The organism is Pseudomonas sp. NPDC089534 (assembly GCF_044749305.1).
Classification (GTDB): Bacteria; Pseudomonadota; Gammaproteobacteria; order Pseudomonadales; family Pseudomonadaceae; genus Aquipseudomonas; species Aquipseudomonas ekonensis.
Genome location: NZ_JBIVHR010000018.1, coordinates 20,000 through 40,074 on the forward strand (window position 1 = coordinate 20,000; position 20,075 = coordinate 40,074).

22 protein-coding genes and 2 pseudogenes are annotated in these 20,075 nt (G+C 65.9%); 12 read left to right on the top strand and 12 right to left on the bottom strand.

What is annotated here, in order from left to right; genetic code table 11:
• Positions 1-120: 120 nt before the first annotated feature.
• Positions 121-393 (top strand): hypothetical protein, encoded by a 273-nt coding sequence (locus ACIP0B_RS07870; RefSeq protein ID WP_400830997.1) that lies wholly within the window; start codon positions 121-123, stop codon positions 391-393.
• Between the two features lie 42 nt (positions 394-435).
• On the opposite strand, the gene ACIP0B_RS07875 is transcribed toward ACIP0B_RS07870, so the two are convergent.
• The gene (locus ACIP0B_RS07875; protein WP_400830998.1) at positions 436-654 is read right to left on the bottom strand and encodes a hypothetical protein; all 219 of its coding nucleotides are present in this window, start codon (positions 652-654) and stop codon (positions 436-438) included.
• Between the two features lie 150 nt (positions 655-804).
• Complete coding sequence (locus tag ACIP0B_RS07880; protein WP_400830999.1) at positions 805-1,689, bottom strand: aldo/keto reductase; 885 nt, start codon at positions 1,687-1,689, stop codon at positions 805-807.
• Positions 1,690-1,720: 31 nt separating this feature from the next.
• Between ACIP0B_RS07880 and ACIP0B_RS07885 the strand changes: the two genes are divergently transcribed.
• Positions 1,721-2,491, top strand: coding sequence for an alpha/beta hydrolase (locus ACIP0B_RS07885; RefSeq protein ID WP_400831001.1), 771 nt, complete (start codon positions 1,721-1,723; stop codon positions 2,489-2,491).
• Between the two features lie 360 nt (positions 2,492-2,851).
• On the top strand, positions 2,852-3,718 hold the full coding sequence (locus ACIP0B_RS07890; RefSeq protein WP_400831004.1) for a CAP domain-containing protein: 867 nt from the start codon (positions 2,852-2,854) through the stop codon (positions 3,716-3,718).
• A gap of 164 nt (positions 3,719-3,882) precedes the next feature.
• On the opposite strand, the gene ACIP0B_RS07895 is transcribed toward ACIP0B_RS07890, so the two are convergent.
• Positions 3,883-4,515: a PQQ-binding-like beta-propeller repeat protein gene (locus ACIP0B_RS07895; protein WP_400831005.1), complete on the bottom strand. Its 633-nt coding sequence runs from the start codon at positions 4,513-4,515 to the stop codon at positions 3,883-3,885.
• Positions 4,516-4,546: 31 nt separating this feature from the next.
• Positions 4,547-5,758 carry a helix-turn-helix domain-containing protein gene (locus ACIP0B_RS07900; RefSeq protein WP_400831006.1) on the bottom strand — a complete coding sequence of 404 codons (1,212 nt, stop codon included), beginning with the start codon at positions 5,756-5,758 and terminating at the stop codon, positions 4,547-4,549.
• A 139-nt stretch (positions 5,759-5,897) separates the two neighbouring features.
• On the opposite strand from ACIP0B_RS07900, the gene tssI reads away from it, so the two are divergent.
• The 5 genes from tssI to ACIP0B_RS07925 all read left to right on the top strand — a co-directional run bounded on the left by tssI (position 5,898) and on the right by ACIP0B_RS07925 (position 10,045).
• Positions 5,898-8,102: a type VI secretion system tip protein TssI/VgrG gene (gene tssI, locus ACIP0B_RS07905; protein WP_400831008.1), complete on the top strand. Its 2,205-nt coding sequence runs from the start codon at positions 5,898-5,900 to the stop codon at positions 8,100-8,102.
• Entirely contained in the window at positions 8,095-8,658 is a 564-nt protein-coding gene (locus ACIP0B_RS07910; protein WP_400831010.1) for a lytic transglycosylase domain-containing protein, read from the top strand. Before tssI ends, ACIP0B_RS07910 begins: the two co-directional genes overlap by 8 nt.
• Positions 8,655-9,188, top strand: coding sequence for a hypothetical protein (locus ACIP0B_RS07915; RefSeq protein WP_400831012.1), 534 nt, complete (start codon positions 8,655-8,657; stop codon positions 9,186-9,188). Before ACIP0B_RS07910 ends, ACIP0B_RS07915 begins: the two co-directional genes overlap by 4 nt.
• A gap of 224 nt (positions 9,189-9,412) precedes the next feature.
• A complete protein-coding gene (locus ACIP0B_RS07920; protein WP_400831013.1) occupies positions 9,413-9,571 on the top strand; it encodes a hypothetical protein in 159 nt (52 codons plus the stop codon).
• Between the two features lie 45 nt (positions 9,572-9,616).
• Complete coding sequence (locus ACIP0B_RS07925) at positions 9,617-10,045, top strand: nuclear transport factor 2 family protein (RefSeq protein WP_400831015.1); 429 nt, start codon at positions 9,617-9,619, stop codon at positions 10,043-10,045.
• 108 nt (positions 10,046-10,153) lie between these two features.
• Here ACIP0B_RS07925 and mqo read toward each other — a convergent pair whose 3' ends face one another.
• The 3 genes and pseudogenes from mqo to ACIP0B_RS07940 all read right to left on the bottom strand — a co-directional run.
• Entirely contained in the window at positions 10,154-11,800 is a 1,647-nt protein-coding gene (mqo, locus tag ACIP0B_RS07930) for a malate dehydrogenase (quinone) (protein WP_400831017.1), read from the bottom strand.
• A 504-nt stretch (positions 11,801-12,304) separates the two neighbouring features.
• A complete protein-coding gene (locus ACIP0B_RS07935; RefSeq protein WP_400831095.1) occupies positions 12,305-13,168 on the bottom strand; it encodes a methyl-accepting chemotaxis protein in 864 nt (287 codons plus the stop codon).
• Positions 13,160-14,092: pseudogene (locus ACIP0B_RS07940) on the bottom strand (MCP four helix bundle domain-containing protein); the annotation flags it as partial. The pseudogene ACIP0B_RS07940 and the gene ACIP0B_RS07935, both read right to left, overlap by 9 nt.
• A gap of 30 nt (positions 14,093-14,122) precedes the next feature.
• Here ACIP0B_RS07940 and ACIP0B_RS07945 point away from each other — a divergent pair.
• Positions 14,123-14,437, top strand: coding sequence for a DUF2388 domain-containing protein (locus tag ACIP0B_RS07945; RefSeq protein WP_400831018.1), 315 nt, complete (start codon positions 14,123-14,125; stop codon positions 14,435-14,437).
• A gap of 114 nt (positions 14,438-14,551) precedes the next feature.
• A complete protein-coding gene (locus tag ACIP0B_RS07950) occupies positions 14,552-14,953 on the top strand; it encodes a hypothetical protein (RefSeq protein ID WP_400831020.1) in 402 nt (133 codons plus the stop codon).
• A 12-nt stretch (positions 14,954-14,965) separates the two neighbouring features.
• Here the strand turns inward: ACIP0B_RS07950 and ACIP0B_RS07955 are convergent, their stop codons facing one another.
• Positions 14,966-15,691 carry a tellurite resistance TerB family protein gene (locus tag ACIP0B_RS07955; protein WP_400831022.1) on the bottom strand — a complete coding sequence of 242 codons (726 nt, stop codon included), beginning with the start codon at positions 15,689-15,691 and terminating at the stop codon, positions 14,966-14,968.
• Between the two features lie 220 nt (positions 15,692-15,911).
• Between ACIP0B_RS07955 and pcsA the strand changes: the two genes are divergently transcribed.
• On the top strand, positions 15,912-16,634 hold the full coding sequence (gene pcsA, locus ACIP0B_RS07960; RefSeq protein WP_400831024.1) for a phosphatidylcholine synthase: 723 nt from the start codon (positions 15,912-15,914) through the stop codon (positions 16,632-16,634).
• Between the two features lie 9 nt (positions 16,635-16,643).
• Entirely contained in the window at positions 16,644-17,030 is a 387-nt protein-coding gene (locus ACIP0B_RS07965) for a DUF488 domain-containing protein (RefSeq protein WP_085586716.1), read from the top strand.
• A gap of 200 nt (positions 17,031-17,230) precedes the next feature.
• On the opposite strand, the gene ACIP0B_RS07970 is transcribed toward ACIP0B_RS07965, so the two are convergent.
• The 4 genes and pseudogenes from ACIP0B_RS07970 to ACIP0B_RS07985 form a co-directional block, all read right to left on the bottom strand.
• Positions 17,231-18,043 (bottom strand): class I SAM-dependent methyltransferase, encoded by an 813-nt coding sequence (locus ACIP0B_RS07970; protein WP_400831026.1) that lies wholly within the window; start codon positions 18,041-18,043, stop codon positions 17,231-17,233.
• 30 nt (positions 18,044-18,073) lie between these two features.
• Entirely contained in the window at positions 18,074-18,346 is a 273-nt protein-coding gene (locus ACIP0B_RS07975; RefSeq protein ID WP_217892640.1) for a DUF4242 domain-containing protein, read from the bottom strand.
• A gap of 219 nt (positions 18,347-18,565) precedes the next feature.
• Entirely contained in the window at positions 18,566-19,780 is a 1,215-nt protein-coding gene (locus tag ACIP0B_RS07980; protein ID WP_400831027.1) for a cytochrome c biogenesis protein DipZ, read from the bottom strand.
• Positions 19,781-19,844: 64 nt separating this feature from the next.
• A pseudogene (locus ACIP0B_RS07985) lies at positions 19,845-20,075 on the bottom strand (hypothetical protein); the annotation flags it as partial.

The window sequence follows — 20,075 nt, forward strand, 5'->3', positions numbered from 1 at the left end:
CTCACCGCAACGGCCGAACCATCACTGGCGTCGATGTTCACCATTACGACGATTGCCTTTCGCGCAAGGTTCGCCTGGCGCAGGATTCACCCAACCGAAACACATCGAGGAGTCCGTACCATGAGCCACCCCGTCACCCTCGCCGTGAGCTTCCCGGTGTTCGGCAGCAACTGCTACGACCAGCACGCGGTGTCGCGCAAGGCGCAAGCGCTGGTGTTCAACGAGGATTTCGAGGATCTGCTGATGCCCGCCGCCAGCAATCACTTCAGCAACGAAGTGGTGGGCCTCAACGATCAGTTCCGTTTTCTGAGCGACATTCTCGCCACCCATCTGCTGGATCTCGAGGCCTCGGTGCCTGCGCGTTCCCGCGTCCGGGCGAGCGCTCACTTTTAATGCCCAGGGCGTTCCCGACAGGAACGCCCTTTTTGCTTTCACTCAATCCTGGTCATCGTTGTCGTCGCGGTCGCGGTGATGGCGGCGCCATTCGCGCCGGTCGTCGTCGCGGTCATCCCAGCGCCGGTCGTGGTCGTAGTAGCGGCCACGGTCGCGGTCGTAATACCCGCCATGACGGTGGTCATCATCAAAATCCGCGACACAGCCGCCCAGCAGAACAGCGGCAGAAACGGTCAGCAGCAGGGTTGTTGCAGGCTTCATTCAGGGTTTCCCTAAACCAGGTTCAAGACGACGGAGTCGGCCGGCGCTGCCCTCGCCTTTTGGCCCGGTGCGCGCCGCCGCAGATACGACCGGGCAAACCGATGATGATTCAGCGGCTGCACCCGACCGTCTGTCGTCCCGACGACAGCCTCAGCCCACCAGCGCGATCAACTGCTGGCGCTGCGCATCGGTGAGCGTCAGCCCGAACCCCGCCGCGGCGTTGTCCGCCATGCTGCGCGGGTTGCCGGTGCCGGGGATCACGCAGGTGACCGCCGGGTGGGCCAGCAGAAACTTGAGCAGCATCTGCGGCCAACTGGTGACCTGCACCTGCGAAGCCCAGCCCGGCAGCGGCTTGCCCCGCAGCCGCTCCAGCAGCGCGCCGCCGCCGAACGGCCGGTTGCAGACCACCGCCACCCCGCGCTCGCGGCACAACGGCAGGATGCGCCTTTCCACGGCGCGGTCGTCGAGGGCGTAGTTGATTTGCAGGAAGTCCACCTGCTCCGCCCGCAGCACCGCTTCGACCTCGTCATGGGCCGACGGCGCGTAATGGGTGATGCCGATGTAGCGGATACGCCCCTGGGCCTTCCAGTCGCGCAAGGTCGGCAGGTGGGTCTGCCAGTCCAGCAGGTTGTGGATCTGCATCAGGTCGATGCTGGGGGTGCGCAGCAGACGCAGGGAGCGCTCCATCTGCGCGATGCCCTCTTCGCGGCCGCGGGTCCACACCTTGGTGGCCAGAAAGGCCGGCGAGCGCGGTTCGTGAATCGACAGCAACCCGCCGACGGTTTCCTCGGCGAGGCCGTACATGGGCGAGCTGTCGATCACCGTGCCGCCCTTGTTGAACAGCTCGCCGAGCACCGCCGGCAAAGGCCGGTGCAGCGGGTCCCCAGGGGCGGCGTCGAAGGCGCGGTAGGTGCCCAGCCCCACCAGCGGCAGCGCTTCGCGGGTCGAGGGGATGGCGCGGGTCTGCATGGTCTGGCCTCCTGCGGCACGGATCGGGGCGCAGGGGCTAGGATCCGCTGGGCTACACTGCGACAACCCGCCTGCGCGCCCCGTTAAAGTTAGCCGAATGTCGCGAACCCTGATGTCACTCGTCGCCTTGATCGCTGTTGCGTACCTGATCCTGTGCGCGGCGCTGTTCGCGTTCCAGCGCGCACTGATCTATTTCCCCCAGCCCGCCGCCGCGGACTCGCCGCAGACGCGTCTGACGCTGTCGATGCCGGACGCCGACATCCGTGTGAGCGTCCGGGAACAGACAGGCCCCGAGGCGCTGATCTACTTCGGCGGCAATGCCGAAGACGTCTCGCTCAGCCTGTCGTCCCTGGCCCGGGCGTTCCCCGATCACGCCGTGTACCTGCTGCATTACCGGGGCTATGGCGGCAGCGGCGGTTCCCCGTCCGAAGACGCCATCGCCCGGGATGCCCTGGCGCTGTTCGACCGGGTGTACGCCAGCCACCCGAAGATCGCGCTGATCGGGCGCAGCCTCGGTTCCGGGGTCGCCGTGCGGCTGGCCAGCCAGCGGCCGGTGCAGCGTTTGGTCCTGGTCACGCCCTACAACAACCTCGCGGAACTCGCCGCGCGCCAATATCCGTGGGTGCCGGTCCAGTGGCTGCTCAAGGACCGTTTCGAGTCCGGCCGCTACGCGGCGCACATCCAGGTGCCGACGCTGCTGCTGGCGGCGAGCGACGACGAAGTGATCCCCCGGGACAGCACCGAGCGGCTGCTGCGCAGCTTTCCCGAGGGGGTCGCGACGCTCAGGGTGATCGCGCCTGCGGGGCACAACTCGATCGCCGAGCGGCCGGAGTATCTGGAGTGGATGGGCGAGGCGCTGAACCGGTGAGGGTTGTCGGGCTGTCACGGTTGCGTTGCTCCCACAGCAATAGCGGAGTCGACGCAGAACCTGTGGCAGCAACTGTCTTGACTACACTCTGCGGCGCCTGAACGGTCGCCATCGCCAGCAGGCTGGCTCCCCCAGGGGATCCCGGCACACCCCAACAACCTGTGGAAGCAGGCTTGCCTGCGAAGGGCCGGAAAACACTCCGCAACGGCCTACAGGAACACCCGTCCCAGGCACTTCGTCGGCCCGCCGCCATTCTCACCGGCGCCCCGTGAACCAAGCCCAAAAAGCCCAGTCCTACCCGCGCCGCCTTCCGCGGTTCATTCCAAACAAGCGCCGTCCCCCTTCAGAGCCGCCCCTTCCATGCGCCACGCCGTTCGTTCGTCCCGCTTCGTTCCGCTGTGCCTGCTGATCCTCTCCCCCCTGCTTGCCGCCCCCGCCCATGCCGGCGCGGAACGGCAACTGGCGGCCGCCATCAACGACCTGCGCGCCCACCCGCAGCGCTGCGACCGGCGCCCGGCACAGCGCCTGGCGCCGCTGTCGCTCAAGCAGGACCTGGCCCTGCCCATCGGCTACGGTTATGGCGGCGGGTTGCGCGAACGCCTGAAGGATAAGGGGTACGCGGCGGTGGCCGTGCGCAGCATCCGGATCGTCGGGGCCGGGGACGCCGAAGAGGCGTTCGAGCAGTTGCAGGACGATCATTGCGGCGCCCTGCTGGACGCCCAGTACGCCGACATCGGCATCAGCCGCGCCCGCAACGAATGGCAAGTGGTGCTGGCGCGGCCGGTGCTCGACAGCCGGGTGGGCGACAACCGCAGCGTCGGCAAGGCCCTGCTGGCCGAAGTCAACGCCGCCCGCGCCCGTCCGCGGATGTGCGGGCGCCAGCGCTTCGCCGCCGCCCGCCCCTTGAGCTGGAACCCGGCCCTCGGCGCCGCCGCCCAGGGGCACAGCAAGGCCATGGCCTACGGCAACTACTTCGCCCACCGCGACCCCGACGGCGACATGCCGTCCGACCGCGCCCGTGCGGCCGGCTACCGCGGACGGCAGATCGGCGAAAACATCGCCGCCGGCCAAGGCTCGCCGGGCAAGGCCATGGCCGGCTGGCTCGCCAGCCCCGGCCACTGCGCCAACCTGATGAACCCGATGTTCACCCAGGTCGGCGCCGGGTTCGCCAACGATGCGCGCAGCGATGAAGGGGTGTACTGGACGATGCTGTTCGGCGCGCCTTGACCGGCGCCGCCCTTTGGCCTTGCGGCGGACACGGCTGCCGCACTTGACCGGAATCCCTGCGGGAGCCAGCCTGCTGGCGATGGCGGCCTGTCTGGCACATCGATACCGGATCGACATCGTGAGCCTGCAAAGGGGCCGCAACATCGCAATCACCGGATGCCCCATTACTTGGGCCGACGCACCGCCCTCACCCGCCCGCTGTCCCCGCCGCCGCAGTAGAAGCGCTCGCCGCCGTCCGCCTCCAGCCCCGACACCCCGGTGCCCGCCGGCAACGCCAGGCGGGTCAGCACCTGGCCGTCGTCCGGGTCGATGCGGCGCAGTTCGCTTTCATCGCCCTCCCAGGTGCCGTGCCACAACTCGCCCTCGACCCAGGTGACGCCGGTGACGAAGCGGTTGGATTCCAAGGTGCGCAGGATCTCCCCGGTCTGCGGGTCGATCTGATGGATCTTGCGGGCCCGGTACTGCCCGACCCACAGCGTGCCTTCGGCCCACGCCATGCCCGAATCGCCGCCGTCGCCGGGGGCCGGGATGGTGTGCAGCACGCGGCCGGTGGCCGGATCGATCTTCAGGATGCGGCGGTCGGCGATCTGGTACAGGTGCCGGCCGTCGAATGCCGTGCCGCCGTCGGCGCCGACCTTGATCGCCCCCACGGTCTGCCCGCTGGCCGGGTCGAGCGCGTTGATCTGGCCATCACTGGCGAACCACACTTGCCGACCGTCGTACGTCACACCGTGAATGCCGCCGATGCCCTCGAACGGGCCGTATTCACGAAGGATTTCTGCGTTTGCGTGTTTCATGGAAGCATCCTCGCCGTCAGGTGAGTCCAGCCTAGCCATTGCCCAGCGACAGCGGGAGTAACAAGACCGTCGCGAAACCCGGCCCCGGCGGCATCGTCCAGCGCCGTGCGCGCGCCCGACCGAACGCCTGCACCTTACCGTCGGCGGCGAGGGACTCCAGGGCCCGTTGCACCTGACGCTGACTGTTGCCCGACGCCAGCGCCAACGCCGAGCTCGACCAGGCCTCGCCGTCGGCCAACAGGGCCATCAGCCCGGCGTGCCGGCCCTCCACCGGCGGTGTGAGCAGCGCAGCTTCGTCGGCCTCCAGCGCATAGCCGCGTGGCGTGGCCCGGATCCCGGCCAACGGTTGCAGCCCCGCGCGCAGCCGGCCGATCTCCACCCGCAGGCGCACCCGATGGGACTCATCGCCAAGCCTGAGGCGAAACGCCTTGGCGATCAGGGTTTCCCGGGAGACATCGCCCGGCCAGGCTTCGGCGAGCCAACGGAGCAGGTTGAACAGCAACGGGCGCGTGGCGAGCGACACCGTCATGCCGGCGCCGCACGCCCGGTAACGGCAAGCATCGACCACCAGCGTGCGCGAGGCGAACAACGCTTCGACCTGGGCCAGCGTCACCGCCTGCCCCTGCCCGTCGACGGTCAGATGCGCAGCCGGCGCCTGCAGTTGGCGCATGGCCTGCGCAACCTCGGCCGACAACGCGCCGATGCCTGCCCGTTGCGCCGCCTGCCCGGCCCGCAGCAGCAAACCGTGCGCTTCATGCGCCCGCATCCGCCGCTGGGCGATACCGGCCAGCATCAGCGCATGGGCCGCTTGCAGCGCGGGCGGCAACGGCGCCGGATCCAGCCCGTCGAGCAACCGCCGGGCCTCATCCAGTTCACCGATGAGCAGGCACCGGCGGATCTGCACGTAGCGGGCGTGCGCCGCATTCACCCGGTCGCCGTGATCGCTCAGCAGCGCCCGCGCCGCCTCCAGCGCATTCACCGGCCAGCCCAGATCCCGCATCGCCAGCGCCACCTCGGCCTCGGCCACCACACACCGTGCGCGGGGCACCGGCTCGTGGGCACCGAACGCCTTCACCGCCCGTTGCAGCAGCGCCCTGGACGTGCCCCACTCGCCGAGCTGGGCCATGGCGATGCCGCGCAGCGCCAAGGCCGGCGGATCCTCGCGCAAGGCCACGAAGTTCAGTGCCGTCAGCGGGTCACCCAGCGCCAGCGCCCGGCCGGCGGCCGTGATCAACGAATCCATGCGCCGCTCCTGTCGTGTCCGCCCCCGTTGCGCAGGCGTGCAAGGGAGTTTAATCACGCAAGCCCGCTCCATCGTTTTTTTGATAGCATCCAGGCTTCCACACACTTCAGTGCTGCTATTCCAAGGGATGGATTCAAGCATGCTGGACGCCAACGCTACGCACATCACCCTCACCCTCGAAGGCGCCAACGCGGACTTCCAGGTGCTCAGCTTCACCGGCCGCGAAGCCCTCAACCAACCTTTTTGCTTCGACATCGAACTGGTCAGCGCCCGCCCCAACCTCGCCCTCGAAGAACTGCTGCACAAGCCCGGCGTCCTCACCTTCGGCGCCACCGGCGAGGGCAAGATCCACGGCCTGGTGTACCGCATCGAGCAAGGCGACTCCGGCCGCACCCTCACCCGCTACAGCCTGAGCCTGGTGCCGCAGCTGGCCTACCTGCGCCACAACCACGACCAGCAGATCTTCCAGCAGCTCACCGTGCCCAAGATCATCGCCCGGGTGCTGGAGGACCGCGGCATCCTCGCCGACGCCTACAGCTTCCAGCTCGGCGCCGAGTACCCCGAGCGCGACTACTGCGTGCAGTACGACGAGTCCGACCTGCACTTCATCCAGCGCCTGTGCGAGGAGGAAGGCATCCACTTCCATTTCCAGCACAGCACAAGCGGCCACAAGCTGGTGTTCGGCGACGACCAGACCGTGTTCCGCAAGCTCAAGCCGGTGAGCTACCAGCAGGACTCCGGCATGGCCGCCGACAAGCCGGTCGTCAAGCGCTTCAACCTGCGCCTGGAGACCCGCACCAGCCGCGTCGCCCGCCGCGACTACGACTTCGAGAAGCCGAAGATCCTGCCCGAGGCCGCCGCCAAGTCGGCGTTCATGCCGGACCTTGAGGACTACGACTACCCCGGCCGCTTCACCGCCCGCGAGCGCGGCAAGCAGCTGGCCACCCGCGCCCTCGAACGCCACCGCAGCGACTACGCCCTGGCCGAGGGCAAGGGCGACGAACCGACCCTGGCCTGCGGCCACTTCCTCACCCTGGCCGAGCACCCGCGCGCCGAGTGGAACGACCTCTGGCTGCTGCTGGAGGTGATCCACGAGGGCAAGCAGCCGCAGGTGCTGGGCGAGAACGTCACCAGCGACGTCACCGACGGCAAGGACGACTTCCACCAGGGCTACCGCAACACCTTCCTCGCCACCCCGTGGGACGCCCACTACCGCCCTGCCCTCGAACACCCCAAGCCCCGTGTCCTCGGCAGCCAGACCGCCGTCGTCACCGGTCCCGCCGGCGAGGAGATCCACTGCGACCCGTACGGGCGGATCAAGGTGCAGTTCCACTGGGACCGCGACGGCCAGGCCGACGACAAGACCACCTGCTGGCTGCGCGTGGCCAGCGGCTGGGCCGGCGCGGCCTACGGCGGCATCGCCATCCCGCGCGTGGGCATGGAGGTGCTGGTCACCTTCCTCGAGGGCGACCCCGACCAGCCGCTGGTCACCGGCTGCCTGTACCACAAGGAAAACGTCGTCCCCTACGACCTGCCCGCGAACAAGACCCGCAGCACCTTCAAGACCTTGAGCTCCCCCGGCGGCAAGGGCTACAACGAACTGCGCATCGAGGACCGCAAGGGCGCCGAGCAGATCTACCTGCACGCCCAGCGCGACTGGGACGAGAACATCGAGCACGACCAACGGATCCGCATCGGCAACGAACGGCACGACACCGTCGAGGCCAACGCCTACAGCGAGTTCAAGGTCGAGGAACACCGCATCACCCACCTGGACCGCAAGAGCGAAATGCGCGCCGACGACCACCTCACCGTGGGCGTGACCCGGCACGTGAAGGTCGGCACCGGGCAGTTCGTCGAGGCCGGCACCGAGATCCACTACCACGCCGGCGAGAAGGTCGTGGTCGAGGGCGGCATGGAACTGACGGCCAAGGCCGGCGGCAGTTTCGTGAAGGTGGATGCGGGTGGGGTGACCATCAGCGGGGCCGAGGTGAAGGCCAATACCGGCGGCGCGCCGGGGGTGGGCAGCGGGATTGCGATCCTGGCGCCGACAGTACCCCTGGCGGCGGCCATCGGAAGCGTCGGACAGCTGCTGGAACGAAAAACCGTACCCGAGAGCACTGAGCATGATCTGGACTTCGTTCTGACAAGCCAAGATACGGGCTTGCCGCTCAGGAACTTTCCCTATGTCATCAAGACCGCCTCCGGCAAAACCATTGTTGGACGCACCGACGATCAAGGGAGAACGGCAAAGGTCACCAGTACCGAAGCAGAAATGGCCACCATTGAAGTTTATGACGACATTCCGCCAATTAATCCTGGATGGGACGCTGTAGATGCCTAAGACCAAACCGCTTGTCACTGCTAAAAAACCACTTACGCCCAAAGCGGATACCGCTTCAGCGAAAATCGTCGTGGATGACAGTCAACGTCTGAGAGAAATCAGAAAACTGGTCGAGGCAAACAATCGGTCTACCATCGACACCAACACTGTCATTTGCCAGATCTATATGGAATCACACTTTGATGCCAACGCCGGGCTCGGAAAGCACTCGGCACGAGGCCTCATGCAGATGCAAAAACCGGCGGTGCAACAAGTCTACAAATACCGGAAAAAGAAAGAACTTGGCCGTTCGCCGAGCGACCCTCAGACTCAAGAGGCCTTCAAGGCAGGTGCGGAGTTTTACGACTCACCCGCCATTTGGGACGAGGCTCAGAACATCCAGATCGGAACAGAATACATGCAGTATTGGTTAGACATTTCGAGCTCTACAGAAGAGGCCTATAAAAAATACCGGGGGATTCCCAACGGTGTTTATTATCGAAAAATAAGCGACTGCGCCAAAAAACTGGCTGCCAACCCAAACTCAATGGACATTCTGAGGAATACATTGAAATGAAAAGCGCGTGGTGGTTTTTAATTGTCTCCGTCCTATTTCAGCCGGCTTTGGCGGACACAAAAGAAGTTCTTGTCGAGTGCCCATTCTCAGACGGAACAAGCGCCTCATTGCTCACGACGTCAAGTGCCGACGGGCAACGGCTTTTCGTAAAAATCGACAACCAAACCCAAGCGGCCTTTACAGACATGCCGGACTCGGACTTTGTCGGTGAGATCGTATTGGCAAAGTGTGCAGGATCCAGTTTGATCTATGCGATGAACTACGGATCTCCCTATCTGAAAGGTGCCGTGCTACGCAAAAACCCAACCAGTGGAAGCCTGGAGCGAATCGATTTTGCAGAAAAAGCGGTGCCTAGCCTGCTGTACCTGGGTTCGCAAAGGATGCGCCTGGTCATACCCAATGAAGGGTATGAAGTCTCTTCGAAGTTTCTCGTCTATGACTACTCTGCAAAGTCAGGCCAATCGCCGGAAGCCAAAGGGATCAATGCCCTGCCCGACCGCAAAGGCTACAAAGTCATCACTCTGAATTGACCAGGCGCTTCTGAGCGCCGCACACACAAGAAGCGCGTGCACGGGCATAGAGATGATCGGTCCGACCCGGCACGGGCCTCAAACCGGAGAGATGGTCGCCAGCACACCGATCAGAATGGTCAGCGTCAGGAACCCACCCAGGAAAATCGCCATCTTCGCCATGTTGCTCTCCTCAATGCCAGGTTTGCGGTGCACCGGGCGTTTCGGGATGAAGGCCGCCGCGGATGACCGAACTGCCGGGCTATTTTGAGCGCCTGTCTGTTTGGGTTACAGAGGCAGATCGCGACAGAAAAAGCGGATCAGATGGGCGTCTGATCCGCTTGCGCGATGCCCGGACATTCAGCGCGGCACACAAAGGTGCCCATTCCCGCCTGTTGATCTAGAGTCATGTTCGCCTTTCGAAGAACAACAACAGACAGGAGTGAACGATGGCTGACCTGAACCTGCACCCCAACGCCGCCCAGTCCCTGGAGCGCTGGCACGCAATGATCCGCACCGGCAACCTCTCCGCGCTGCCCGAACTGCTCGACCCCAAGGCCGTGTTCCGTTCGCCGATGGCCCATAAGCCCTATCCGGGCGGGCACGTGGTCGCCATGATCCTCAACACCGTGAGCAACGTGTTCGAGGACTTCACCTACCACCGGGAACTGGCGACGGCGGACGGGCTGAACGTGGTGCTGGAGTTCAGCGCCAAAGTGGGGAACAAGGAGCTCAAGGGCATCGACATGATCCGTTTCGATGAACAGGGGAAGATCGTCGAGTTCGAGGTCATGGTGCGTCCCATGAGCGCGCTGCAGGCGCTGGGGGAGGAAATGGGGCGGCGGCTCGGGGCTTACCTGGCGGCGGCCAAGGCCTGATTCGTTGGGTGGGCGGGAACCAGCCCCCTCGCCGCAGGCAAGACGCCAGGCACAAAAAAGCCCACTGACCGTCACCGGTTCAGTGGGCTTTCTCAATCTGGCCGCTGGTTACAGCGCCATGTCACGTGCAGCGTTTTCCTTCGGTGCCTTGGCCTTGTCGGCCGCAGCGTCCGCCGCCGGGGCGGCCTGGCCGATGACCGGTGGGGTCGGCAGTTCCAGGACCTTGGCGGTGTAGGCCCACTCTTCGGCCACTTTGGCCGGATCGCTGTTCAGCTGGGTGCCGTAGCTCGGAACGATCTGGTGCAGCTTGGCTTGCCACTCAGGGGTGGCGACCTTGTCCTTGAAGACCTTCTGCAGCACGCTCAGCATGATCGGTGCAGCGGTCGAAGCGCCTGGCGATGCGCCCAGCAGACCGGCGATGGTGCCGTCCTGCGAAGCGACGATCTCGGTGCCCAGCTTCAGCACGCCACCGGCCTGCTCGTCACGCTTGATGATCTGCACGCGCTGGCCGGCCTGCCACAGGCGCCAGTCTTCGGCCTTGGCGTTCGGGAAGTATTCCTTCAGCGCGTTCAGGCGGTCTTCATCCGACAGCATCAGTTGGCCGGCGAGGTACTCGACCAGCGGGTATTCCTTGATGCCGACCTTGGTCATAGGCCAGATGTTGTGGGTGGTGGTGCTGGTCAGCAGGTCCAGGTACGAACCTTCCTTGAGGAACTTGGTGCTGAAGGTCGCGAACGGCCCGAACAGGATGACGCGCTTGCCGTCCAGGACACGGGTGTCCAGGTGCGGAACGGACATCGGCGGAGCGCCGACGGACGCCTTGCCGTAGGCCTTGGCCAGGTGCTGCTCGGCGATGGCCGGGTTGTCGGTCACCAGGAACGAACCGCCCACCGGGAAGCCGGCGTATTCCTTGGCCTCTTCGATGCCGGACTTCTGCAGCAGGTGCAGGGCACCACCGCCGGCGCCGATGAACACGAACTTGGCGTCGGTCTCGGTCTTAGTGCCGTCCTTCAGGTTCTTGTAGCTGACGCGCCAGCTGCCGTCGGCGTTCTTGGTGATGTCCTGCACTTCGCTCGACAGCTTCAGGTCGAAGTTCGGCTTGGTCTGCAGGTAGCCGGCGAACTGGCGGGTGATCTCGCCGAAGTTCATGTCGGTGCCCAGCGGGCTCCAGGTGGCCGCGATCTTCTGGTTCGGGTCACGCCCTTCCATCATCAGCGGAACCCACTTCTTGATCACTTCCGGATCTTCGGAGTACTGCATGCCGGCGAACAGCGGGCTCGCCTGCAGGGCTTCGTAGCGTTTCTTCAGGAACTTGATGTTGTCGTCACCCCACACGAAGCTCATGTGCGGCGTGGTGTTGATGAACGAGCGCGGATTCTTCAGGACGCCCTGGCGAACCTGCCAGGCCCAGAACTGACGGGACACCTGGAACGCTTCGTTGATCTCGACGGCTTTCGGGATCGAGACTTTGCCGTTCTCGTCTTCCGGGGTGTAGTTCAGCTCAGCCAGCGCAGAGTGACCGGTACCGGCGTTGTTCCAGCCGTTGGAGCTTTCCAGGGCGACGCCGTCGAGGCGCTCGACCATTTCCATCGACCAGCCCGGCTCCAGCTCGTTGAGCCACACACCCAGAGTGGTGCTCATGATGCCGCCGCCGATCAGCAGCACGTCCACTTTCTTCGCTTCTTCCGCGTAGGCGGACGACAGCCCCATCGACAAAGCCAGCCCCAGCAAGGCCGTGTTCACTTTTTTAAACATCTGTTGCACCTATGATAAAACGCCTTCCGCCCGCCGCTGTTGTGCGTGTGGGGCCCCTTTCTCGCGACGCTCAGGCTAGCGGCGCAGGTTCCGGCACACTTCAAGATTGACGGGTGGGCACACAAGGCCGACATGCCACATCGGCCTCAGTTATATGTCCCTTCTGAACTGACTTCTTATCATTATTGGCTTCAGCTACTTGAGCGACAGTGATTCCGCCGGCCCGCGAATGGCGGGCCGAACCGAATGAGGTCAAACCAAGTTGGCGCGAAGAATATCACGTCAGGGCCAACCCGCGCGTCTGTTCCCGACTTGGCGGTCTCTTTGCGCCTGACCCGTTATCGGCCGCGCGGGGCGGATCATGACGGTGGGCCGGGCTCTGACTGAAGCCTTTCAGCCGTTTCCGGGGCGGCTTGGAGCGGGTTCATCGCGAACAGGCCCGCTCCCACAGGGTTTGCGGGTGATCGGCCAATATGTAACACGGCATTAAGCGGATCTGCGCCATCACAGCCGGAACCGGTCCACCGACTGCGCCAAACGCCCCGCCAGGCTCGACAGTTCGTCGGTGGTGCCCGCCGTCTCGCCGATCACCTTGCTGTTGCCCTCCGACATCCCGGCGATCATTTCCACCTGGTGGGCGATTTCGTTGCTGGCCTGGCTCTGCTCGCCGATGGTGCGGCTGATGTCGTTGACCAGCTGCGTGGTGTTGAGCGTGGCTTCGAGGATCTCTCGGATGGCGCGCTCGACGTCCGCCGTGACCGCCATGCCCTTGTCGACCTGGGCCACGCCGGCCTCCATGCTGCTGACCGCTTCGCGGGTGCTGTTCTGGATGCGTTCGACCATGGCGGCGATTTCCTGGGTCGATGCGCTGGTGCGGGCGGCGAGGCTGCGCACCTCGTCGGCGACCACCGCGAAACCGCGCCCCTGCTCCCCGGCCCGGGCCGCTTCGATGGCGGCGTTGAGCGCCAGCAGGTTGGTCTGGTCGGCGATGCTCTTGATCACCTGGATGATGTTGAAGATCCCTTCGGACTCCTGGTCCAGCGTCCGGATGACCTGGGCCGAGCGCTGGGCCGAACGGGCGATGTCGTCCATGTCGCTGACCACCTGGTGGATCACCTGTCCGCCGTCCTTGGCCAGGGACTCGGCCTGGTTGGCCATGTCCAGGGCACGTTCGGCGTGCCGGGTGATCTCTTCGATGCTGGCGGTCATCTGGCTGGCGGCCGCCGCCATGGTGCCGGCGGCGGCGCTCTGCTGCTGGCTGCTGTCGGCGACCTGATGGCAGCCCTGGCTCAGGCGTTCGCTCATGCCGCTGACGCCGTGGGCATTGCGCCGGACCACGTCGATCATGTCGCGCAGGTCGCGCTGCATGGTGGCCAGCGTGCGGATCAGGCCGCTGGCTTCGTCCCGGCCTGCCGGCTCCGCAATCGGCTCGCTGAGGTTGCCGTGGGCGATGCTCTCGGCGATGCGGCTGGCGGACTTCAACGGCCCGGTGATGCCCAGGTACACCCAACGACCCTCGGCCAACAGCAGCACCAGGCTGGCCAGCAGGACGGCGCCGAGGGCGACGTTGGCGCTGCGGATCGCCGCTGCGGTGCCCTCGCCGGTCTGCCGGGTGTTGCTCTCGATCAGTTCGCTGAGGGCGGCCATCTGCTCCTCCAGCTGACTGAACGCCGTGTTGAACGTGCCCAGTTCCTGCTGCGCCGCCTCGGGGTTGTCCAGCGCCAGGCCGACGATCCGCTCGCCCGCGCCGATGTAGGTGTCCAGGCTCGGCTTGATCTGTTCGAGCGCGCTGCGGATCGTCGGGTTGACCGGCAGCTTCAGGTTCTCGCCGAGCACCTCGCGAAAATGCGCCGCGTGTTCGTTGACCGACTGGCGCACCTCGTCCGCCGTGCTGGTGCTTTTGCCCAGCCCGGTCAGCATCGCCGAGAACACATCGGCGCGCAGGGCGTCGTGCATCATGTCGGCTTCCAGGTGGTTGCGCAGCGCGGACATGCTCACCGCGCTGTCGTCGAACGCGGCGGACATCCGCCCGTTCCCCACATAGCTCACCAGACTGACGATCAGCGCCGTCACCAGGCTGGTCGCTATCAGCAGCATCAAGCGCAGTTTGATCGACACCGTGGTTTCCTCCCTGGTCACGCCGCCAATTGAGCCGTCAGTGTTTGAGTTAAGCCTATTTCCGCCGGACTGCCGCACCGGAACGTCTCGGCGTGTGTCGGCGCCCCGCCGTCCGCCCTCCGGCATGGAACTCCCGCGCAGCCGCGCACCTCTCACATTATGTGGTAAGTCCATTTAGCCGCTTGCTGTTGGAGGTACACCGCCATGCGCCACTTAGTGCTCGTTTCGTCCCTCATCCTCTGCCTGCCCTTCGGCTCGGCCCTGGCCCGCGTGGACGCGGGCGACGTCGCCACTTCGGCGGGGATCTCCGCATCGCTCTACTCGACCTTCAAGGACCACAAAATGGTGATTCCGGCCCGTGACGACCTGTCGGCCTTCGTCGCCAGCGGCGGCGCCATCCGGGGCGTGTACCTGGAATCGGTGCTGCAGCAGGTGCGCCACGACAACCCCGGCCTGAACGTCAGCGACGAAGAACTGGCCAACGCCATCCTGGCCCACTACGAAGGCCTGTCGCAGTAGGCCCGCACGCCCGACAGCGGTGGCCGACCGGATTCGCCACCCTTTCGCCCCGCCGATGGACGGCAGACGGGCGAGCATGGGCAAAACCGTCGGACGGCCTCTATGATGGAGGCCATGACGATTTGCGCCCCCCTCCGTTCCCCCTGCCCTCCCGGCGCCTGCAATTGCGGGCGCGATCCGCTGCTGGAGAATCCCGGCGCGGATGTGCGCATCCTGATGCTGACCCGTCAGGAGGAAAAGCGCCTGCTCGAACGCCTGGAAAACCTGCAGAGCCTGGCCGACCTCGAACGCCTGCAAGGCCGGATGTTCGAGCAGTTGGGCATCCGCGTGAGCATCTCGCCGGGGTTCAGCGAAGTGCGCACGATGCGCGGCATCGCCATCGACATCGATGAGCTGCCGGGCCTGTGCCGCAAGACCCGCCAGTCGATTCCGGCCGCCATCCGCCGGGGGCTGGAGCGCCATCCGGAAGTCGCCTTCGCGCTGCTCAACGCCCACGACCTGCTGCGCGACGCCTGACGGCCACCAGGGTCAGGCGCCGCCCTTGGCCTGCTGTTCCAGGTGCACCTGCAGATCGGGGTCGATCCGCAACGCCGCCGCCAGCTCATCCAGATAGTTGCGTTCGGCGTCCTGCTGGTCGTCCACCAGCATCACGCTGGCCAGGTACATCTCGGCGGCCATCGCCGGATCGCCCTGGGCCGATTGCGCCACCTCCGCAGGATCCAGCGGCTTGGCCACTTCGGCGTCGAGCCATTCCTGCAACTGCGGATCGTCGGTGTGGCGACCGATTTCGGTGCTGATCATGTGTTTTTCCGACTCGTCGATGCGCCCGTCCGCCTTGGCCGCGGCGATCAGCGCACGGAGCACCGCGTGGCTGTGCTCCTCGACCTGCGGGCCGGAGAGCATGTCCACGGTCTGCGGCGCCTGTTGCGGGGCGGCTGTCGCCTGGCTGCGTTGCCAGGCCTGGTACGCCTGGAACGCCATCATCCCGAGCGAGGCCAGCGCCGCGTAGTTGGTGCCGCCGGAGCGACCCTGAGCGCCACCGCCCAAAGCCCCGCCCCCCAGCAGCCCGCCGAGCAGCCCGCCCAGACCGCCCAACCCGCCGGCGGGCGCCCCGCCTCCGCTGTTGCCGCCCCCCAGCAAGCCACCGAGCAAACCGCCGAGTCCGCCCAGCCCGTCGCCGGCCGAAGCGCCGCCTTGTTGCCCCGCAGAGGCCTGGCCCCGCAGCAGTTGTTCAAGCAAATCGCTGGTGTTCATGACGGTGTCCTCCGGAAGGCGTGAATGCGTCTGGCAACGATAGTCCTGTGCTGCCGCAGCGCCAGCACCGTTTGGCTGAAGCGCGGGGTCGGCCGGCGATTTCTCCGGCATCCTTTTTCCGCGGCCAGCTAAGATTCATTGAGGGTGAACCTTATCCCGGCGCCACCGGTCGATACCTGCAACCCTGATCCGGCCCGCCTCACTTTCTGGAGAACGCCCCGTGATATCGACCGTCCACATCGCCAGGCTCAAGGCCTGGGGCGCCCACGGATTCACCGCGACCGGCGTGGTCACCGCTTTCCTGGCCACCCTCGCCTTGCTGGAGAACCAGCCGACCCATTGCCTGATGTGGCTGGGCGTGGCGCTGATCGTCGACGGACTGGACGGGGCGCTGGCGCGCAAGGTCAATGTGCAGTCGGTGCTGCCGAGCTTCGACGGCTCGATCCTCGACCTGGTGATCGACTACCTGACCTACGTGTTCATCCCTGCGCTGTTCATCTACCGCTACATTCCCCTGCCCGACTACACCTTGCTGCTGACGGTGTCGCTGATCCTGGTGTCGTCGCTGTTCTGCTTCTGCAACGTCAACATGAAGAGCAAGGACAACTACTTCGTCGGCTTCCCCGCCGCCTGGAACGTGGTCGCGCTGTGCCTGTACATCATCGCGCCGGGGCCATGGATCACCCTGCTCACGGTGATCGGCCTGGCGCTGCTGACCCTCACCCGGATGAAGTTCCTGCACCCGTTCCGCGTCCGCCGGTTCATGCCGATCAACATCGCGGTGACGGCCATCTGGCTGCTATGCAGCCTGTCGCTGGTGCTCAACCATCCGGTGATCAATCCGTTCGTGATGGGGCTGTGGCTGCTGATGTCGGCCTACTTCCTCGGCATCTGCGTCTGGCGCACGGCGCTGGAGTGGTTTGACGGCGCTCACTTGAAATAGGGGTTTTTCATGCCGATCCGTATCGTGCGCCTCGGTTCGCCCCGCGCACCCGAAGAAGGCCTGCGCCTGGGCACCGTGCGCCGCCCGCCGCGCGGAGTGCCCAAGGCCGAGTTCGCCCGCCGTGATTTCTATGATGTGTGGCAGCCGCTGCTGTCGCCCAGCGCCGACCTGGTGGCCGAAGCGCTGCACGCCGAGGACGCCAAGGCCTGGGCCGCCTTCGTGCGCAAGTTCAAGGCCGAGATGAAACAGCCGGCGGCAAGCCAGATGCTGGATCTGCTGGCGGCGCTGTCTCACCAGACTTCGTTCGCCCTTGGCTGCTATTGCGAGGAAGAAGCGCACTGCCACCGTTCGGTGCTGCGCGAATTGCTGGTGGCGCGGGGGGCGCAGGTCAGCTGAACATTGCCGCGGGTCCTTCGTTGCCGGTTCCGCCGCCATCGCTGGCAAGCCAGCTCCCACAGTGTCCGGGGTGTTCGCATCAACGGCGGACAACCGCAATCCCTGTGGGAGCTGGCTTGCCAGCGAAAGCGATGGCCGCTTCGATACAGGCATCGGCTCTACCTGCATTTGTCGCAGCGCCGCATTCGCAGGAGCAGGCTTCAGCGTTTGGCGATGACCACCTCCAGATACTCGCTCGGCACCACCAGCGACGTGTCCCCGCCCCGGTTCAGGCTGTTGAGCAGTTGGGCCAAGTCGCTTTCCAGCGCCAGTCCGCTTTCCGGCGGCAGCGCGGCGAAGGCCTTGTGCACCGGGCCGTACCAGTGGCGGAAGGTATCGATGAAGTGCGCCGCCGAGCGGTAGCGGAAGTTGAAATGGCGCCGCGTCACCCGAACCGAAAAGTGGCGGTCGTCGAAACGGGCCTGCAGCCAGGCCTCAGCGCCCCAGTTAGAGGGCGGCTGCGCACCGGCCGGCGGCGGCAGGTGCCGGCCCAGGGTCTTGAACATCTGGCCGACGAACCCTTCCGGCGTCCAGTTGGCCAGGCCGATCCGCCCGCCCCGCCGACAGACCCGCGCCAGTTCGCTGGCCGCCTTGTCCTGGTCCGGTGCGAACATCACGCCGAAGGTCGACAGCACCGCGTCGAAGCTGCCATCGGCGAACGGCAGCGCTTCGGCGTCCGCCACCTGGAAGGTCACGTCCAGATGCTCGGCGCGGGCCCGGTCCTGGCCGCGCTCCAGCAACGCCGCGACATAGTCGGTGGACGTGACCAACGCACCGCGCCGTGCCGCCGCCAGCGTCGCGTTGCCGTTGCCGGCGGCGACGTCCAGCACTTCTTCGTCGCAGCGCAGGTCGCAGGCCTCGGCGAGGTTTTCGCCGACGATCTGCAAGGTGGTGCCGATCACGGCATAGTCGCCGCTGGCCCAGGCGACTTTCTGGCGTTCCTTCAGGGCAGAGAGATCAATGGGGGTACTCATGATGCGCAGCTCCGCTGACGGTGGCCCGGCTCATTCGGCCGTGGTCGGGTCGATGATGCTCGTCACCTGCGACACGCTGTTGGCGGGGAATCCGCCGAGCCTGGCGTGCTCGCGAACCAGCGCTTCATCGGGGGCGATGTACACGCAGTAGATCTTGTCGCCGGTGACGTAGCTGTGCAGCCACTGCACTTGCGGCCCGAGTTCGCGCAGCACCTGGCAGGACGTCTGCGAAACGGATTTGAGTTCTTGCGGCGAGAGCTTTCCGGCCCCTGGAATCTCGCGTTCAATCACAAACTTCGGCATGGCAACCTCGCTTGCTTCTCATCGGTGCTTGCGCCGGCAGTGGCGCAACCCGACCACTATCGCGCCGGGGGCGGTCGGCGTCCTTGCCAATCGTCCGGAGAGCCCACAAAACCGGGGCTTTGCCGATGAGCGGCGGGATTTTGTAAAGACACCGAAACACAACCGCGCCCACGGAAAACGGCCCGGGGCTTTCGCCGCCGGGCCGTCGGTCTGCACGGCTCATGCGGCCGGCGCTTTCGCCTCTTCCAGCAACTGCCGGATCATCTGTTCCTGGGCCTCGTAGCGGCCTTCGCCGAAGTGGGTGTAGCGCACCTGCCCCTTGGCGTCGATCAGGTAATGCGCCGGCCAGTACTGGTTGTCGAAATGGCGCCAGATCGCGTAGTCGTTGTCGATGGCCACCGGGTAGGTGATGCCGAGCTTCCTCACCTGATCCTTGACGTTGTCGATGATCCGCTCGTAGCCGTATTCGGGCGTGTGCACGCCGATCACCACCAGGCCGTCCTTGCCGTACTTCTCTTCCCACGCCTTGACGTACGGCAGGGTGTGCTGGCAGTTGATGCAGTCGTAGGTCCAGAAGTCCACCAGCACCACTTTGCCGCGCAGGGATTCGGCCGTCAGCGGCGGCGAGTTCAGCCACTGCACGGCGCCGGACAGGGACGGCATCGTGCCCTTGCCTTCATCCTCCATGGCCGAGTCCGCGCGGACCTTGCTGATGAAGTAGTCGACCACCTTCGGCACGTTTTCCAGCACGCCCTTCTCGACCGACGCCACGCCTTCGGAGGACGTGCCGGCCAGCAGCGGCTTGTCGGCGCCGGTGGCGATCACCGCGGCGGCGGCCAGCACCGCCACGCCGGCACCGCGGCGAAACCAGCCGGTGAACGGGATCGACGGCTTGAGCCGGTTGACCAGCCCGCGTCCGGCGAAGATCAGCGTGCCCAGCGACAGCGCACTGCCCGCGCCGTAGGCCAGCAGCAACAGGCTGGTCTGGGCGTTGGCGCCTTGCAGCATGGCGCCGGTGAGGATCACGCCCAGGATCGGGCCGGCGCAGGGCGCCCACAACAGGCCGGTGGCGACGCCGAGCATGATCGACCCCATGGGCCCGGCCTTCTGCCGGGCATCCGGATCGAGGCGGTTGCCGAGCAGGACGAAGGGGCGCGTCAGCCAGTCGCCGACCCGTGCCGAAATCAGCGACAGCGCGAACAGCACCATCACGAACAGCGCGATGTGGCGGCCGGTGTTGCTGGCCTGGATCACCCACTCGCTGCTGACCACCGCCAGGCTGGAGACCAGCGCAAAGGTCAGCGCCATGCCGCCGAGGGTCAGCAGGATCGAGGAACGGCTGCGGTGGGCGCCGGCGAACAGGAACGGCACCACCGGCAGGATGCAAGGGCTGAGGACGGTCAACAGGCCGCCCAAAAAAGCGATGAGGAGCATAGGGGTCACCTTGATGTTGGGGCTGTGGCGAGGGCGCTTGTCCTCTCGCCACGGGGGGCGGCATTCAGGCGTTCTGGCTGTCGAGCCATTGGCTCTGGGGCGTGCGGCTGGCGCCGTTTTCGGCCACCATCTGGCCCTGTGGCGTGCGGCTGGCGCCGTCGGCGGCCACCATCTGGCCCTGCGGCGTGCGGCTCGAACCGTCGGCGGCCACCATCTGGCCTTGCGGCGTGCGGCTCGAACCGTCGGCGGCCACCATCTGGCCCTGCGGCGTGCGGCTCGAACCGTCGGCGGCCAC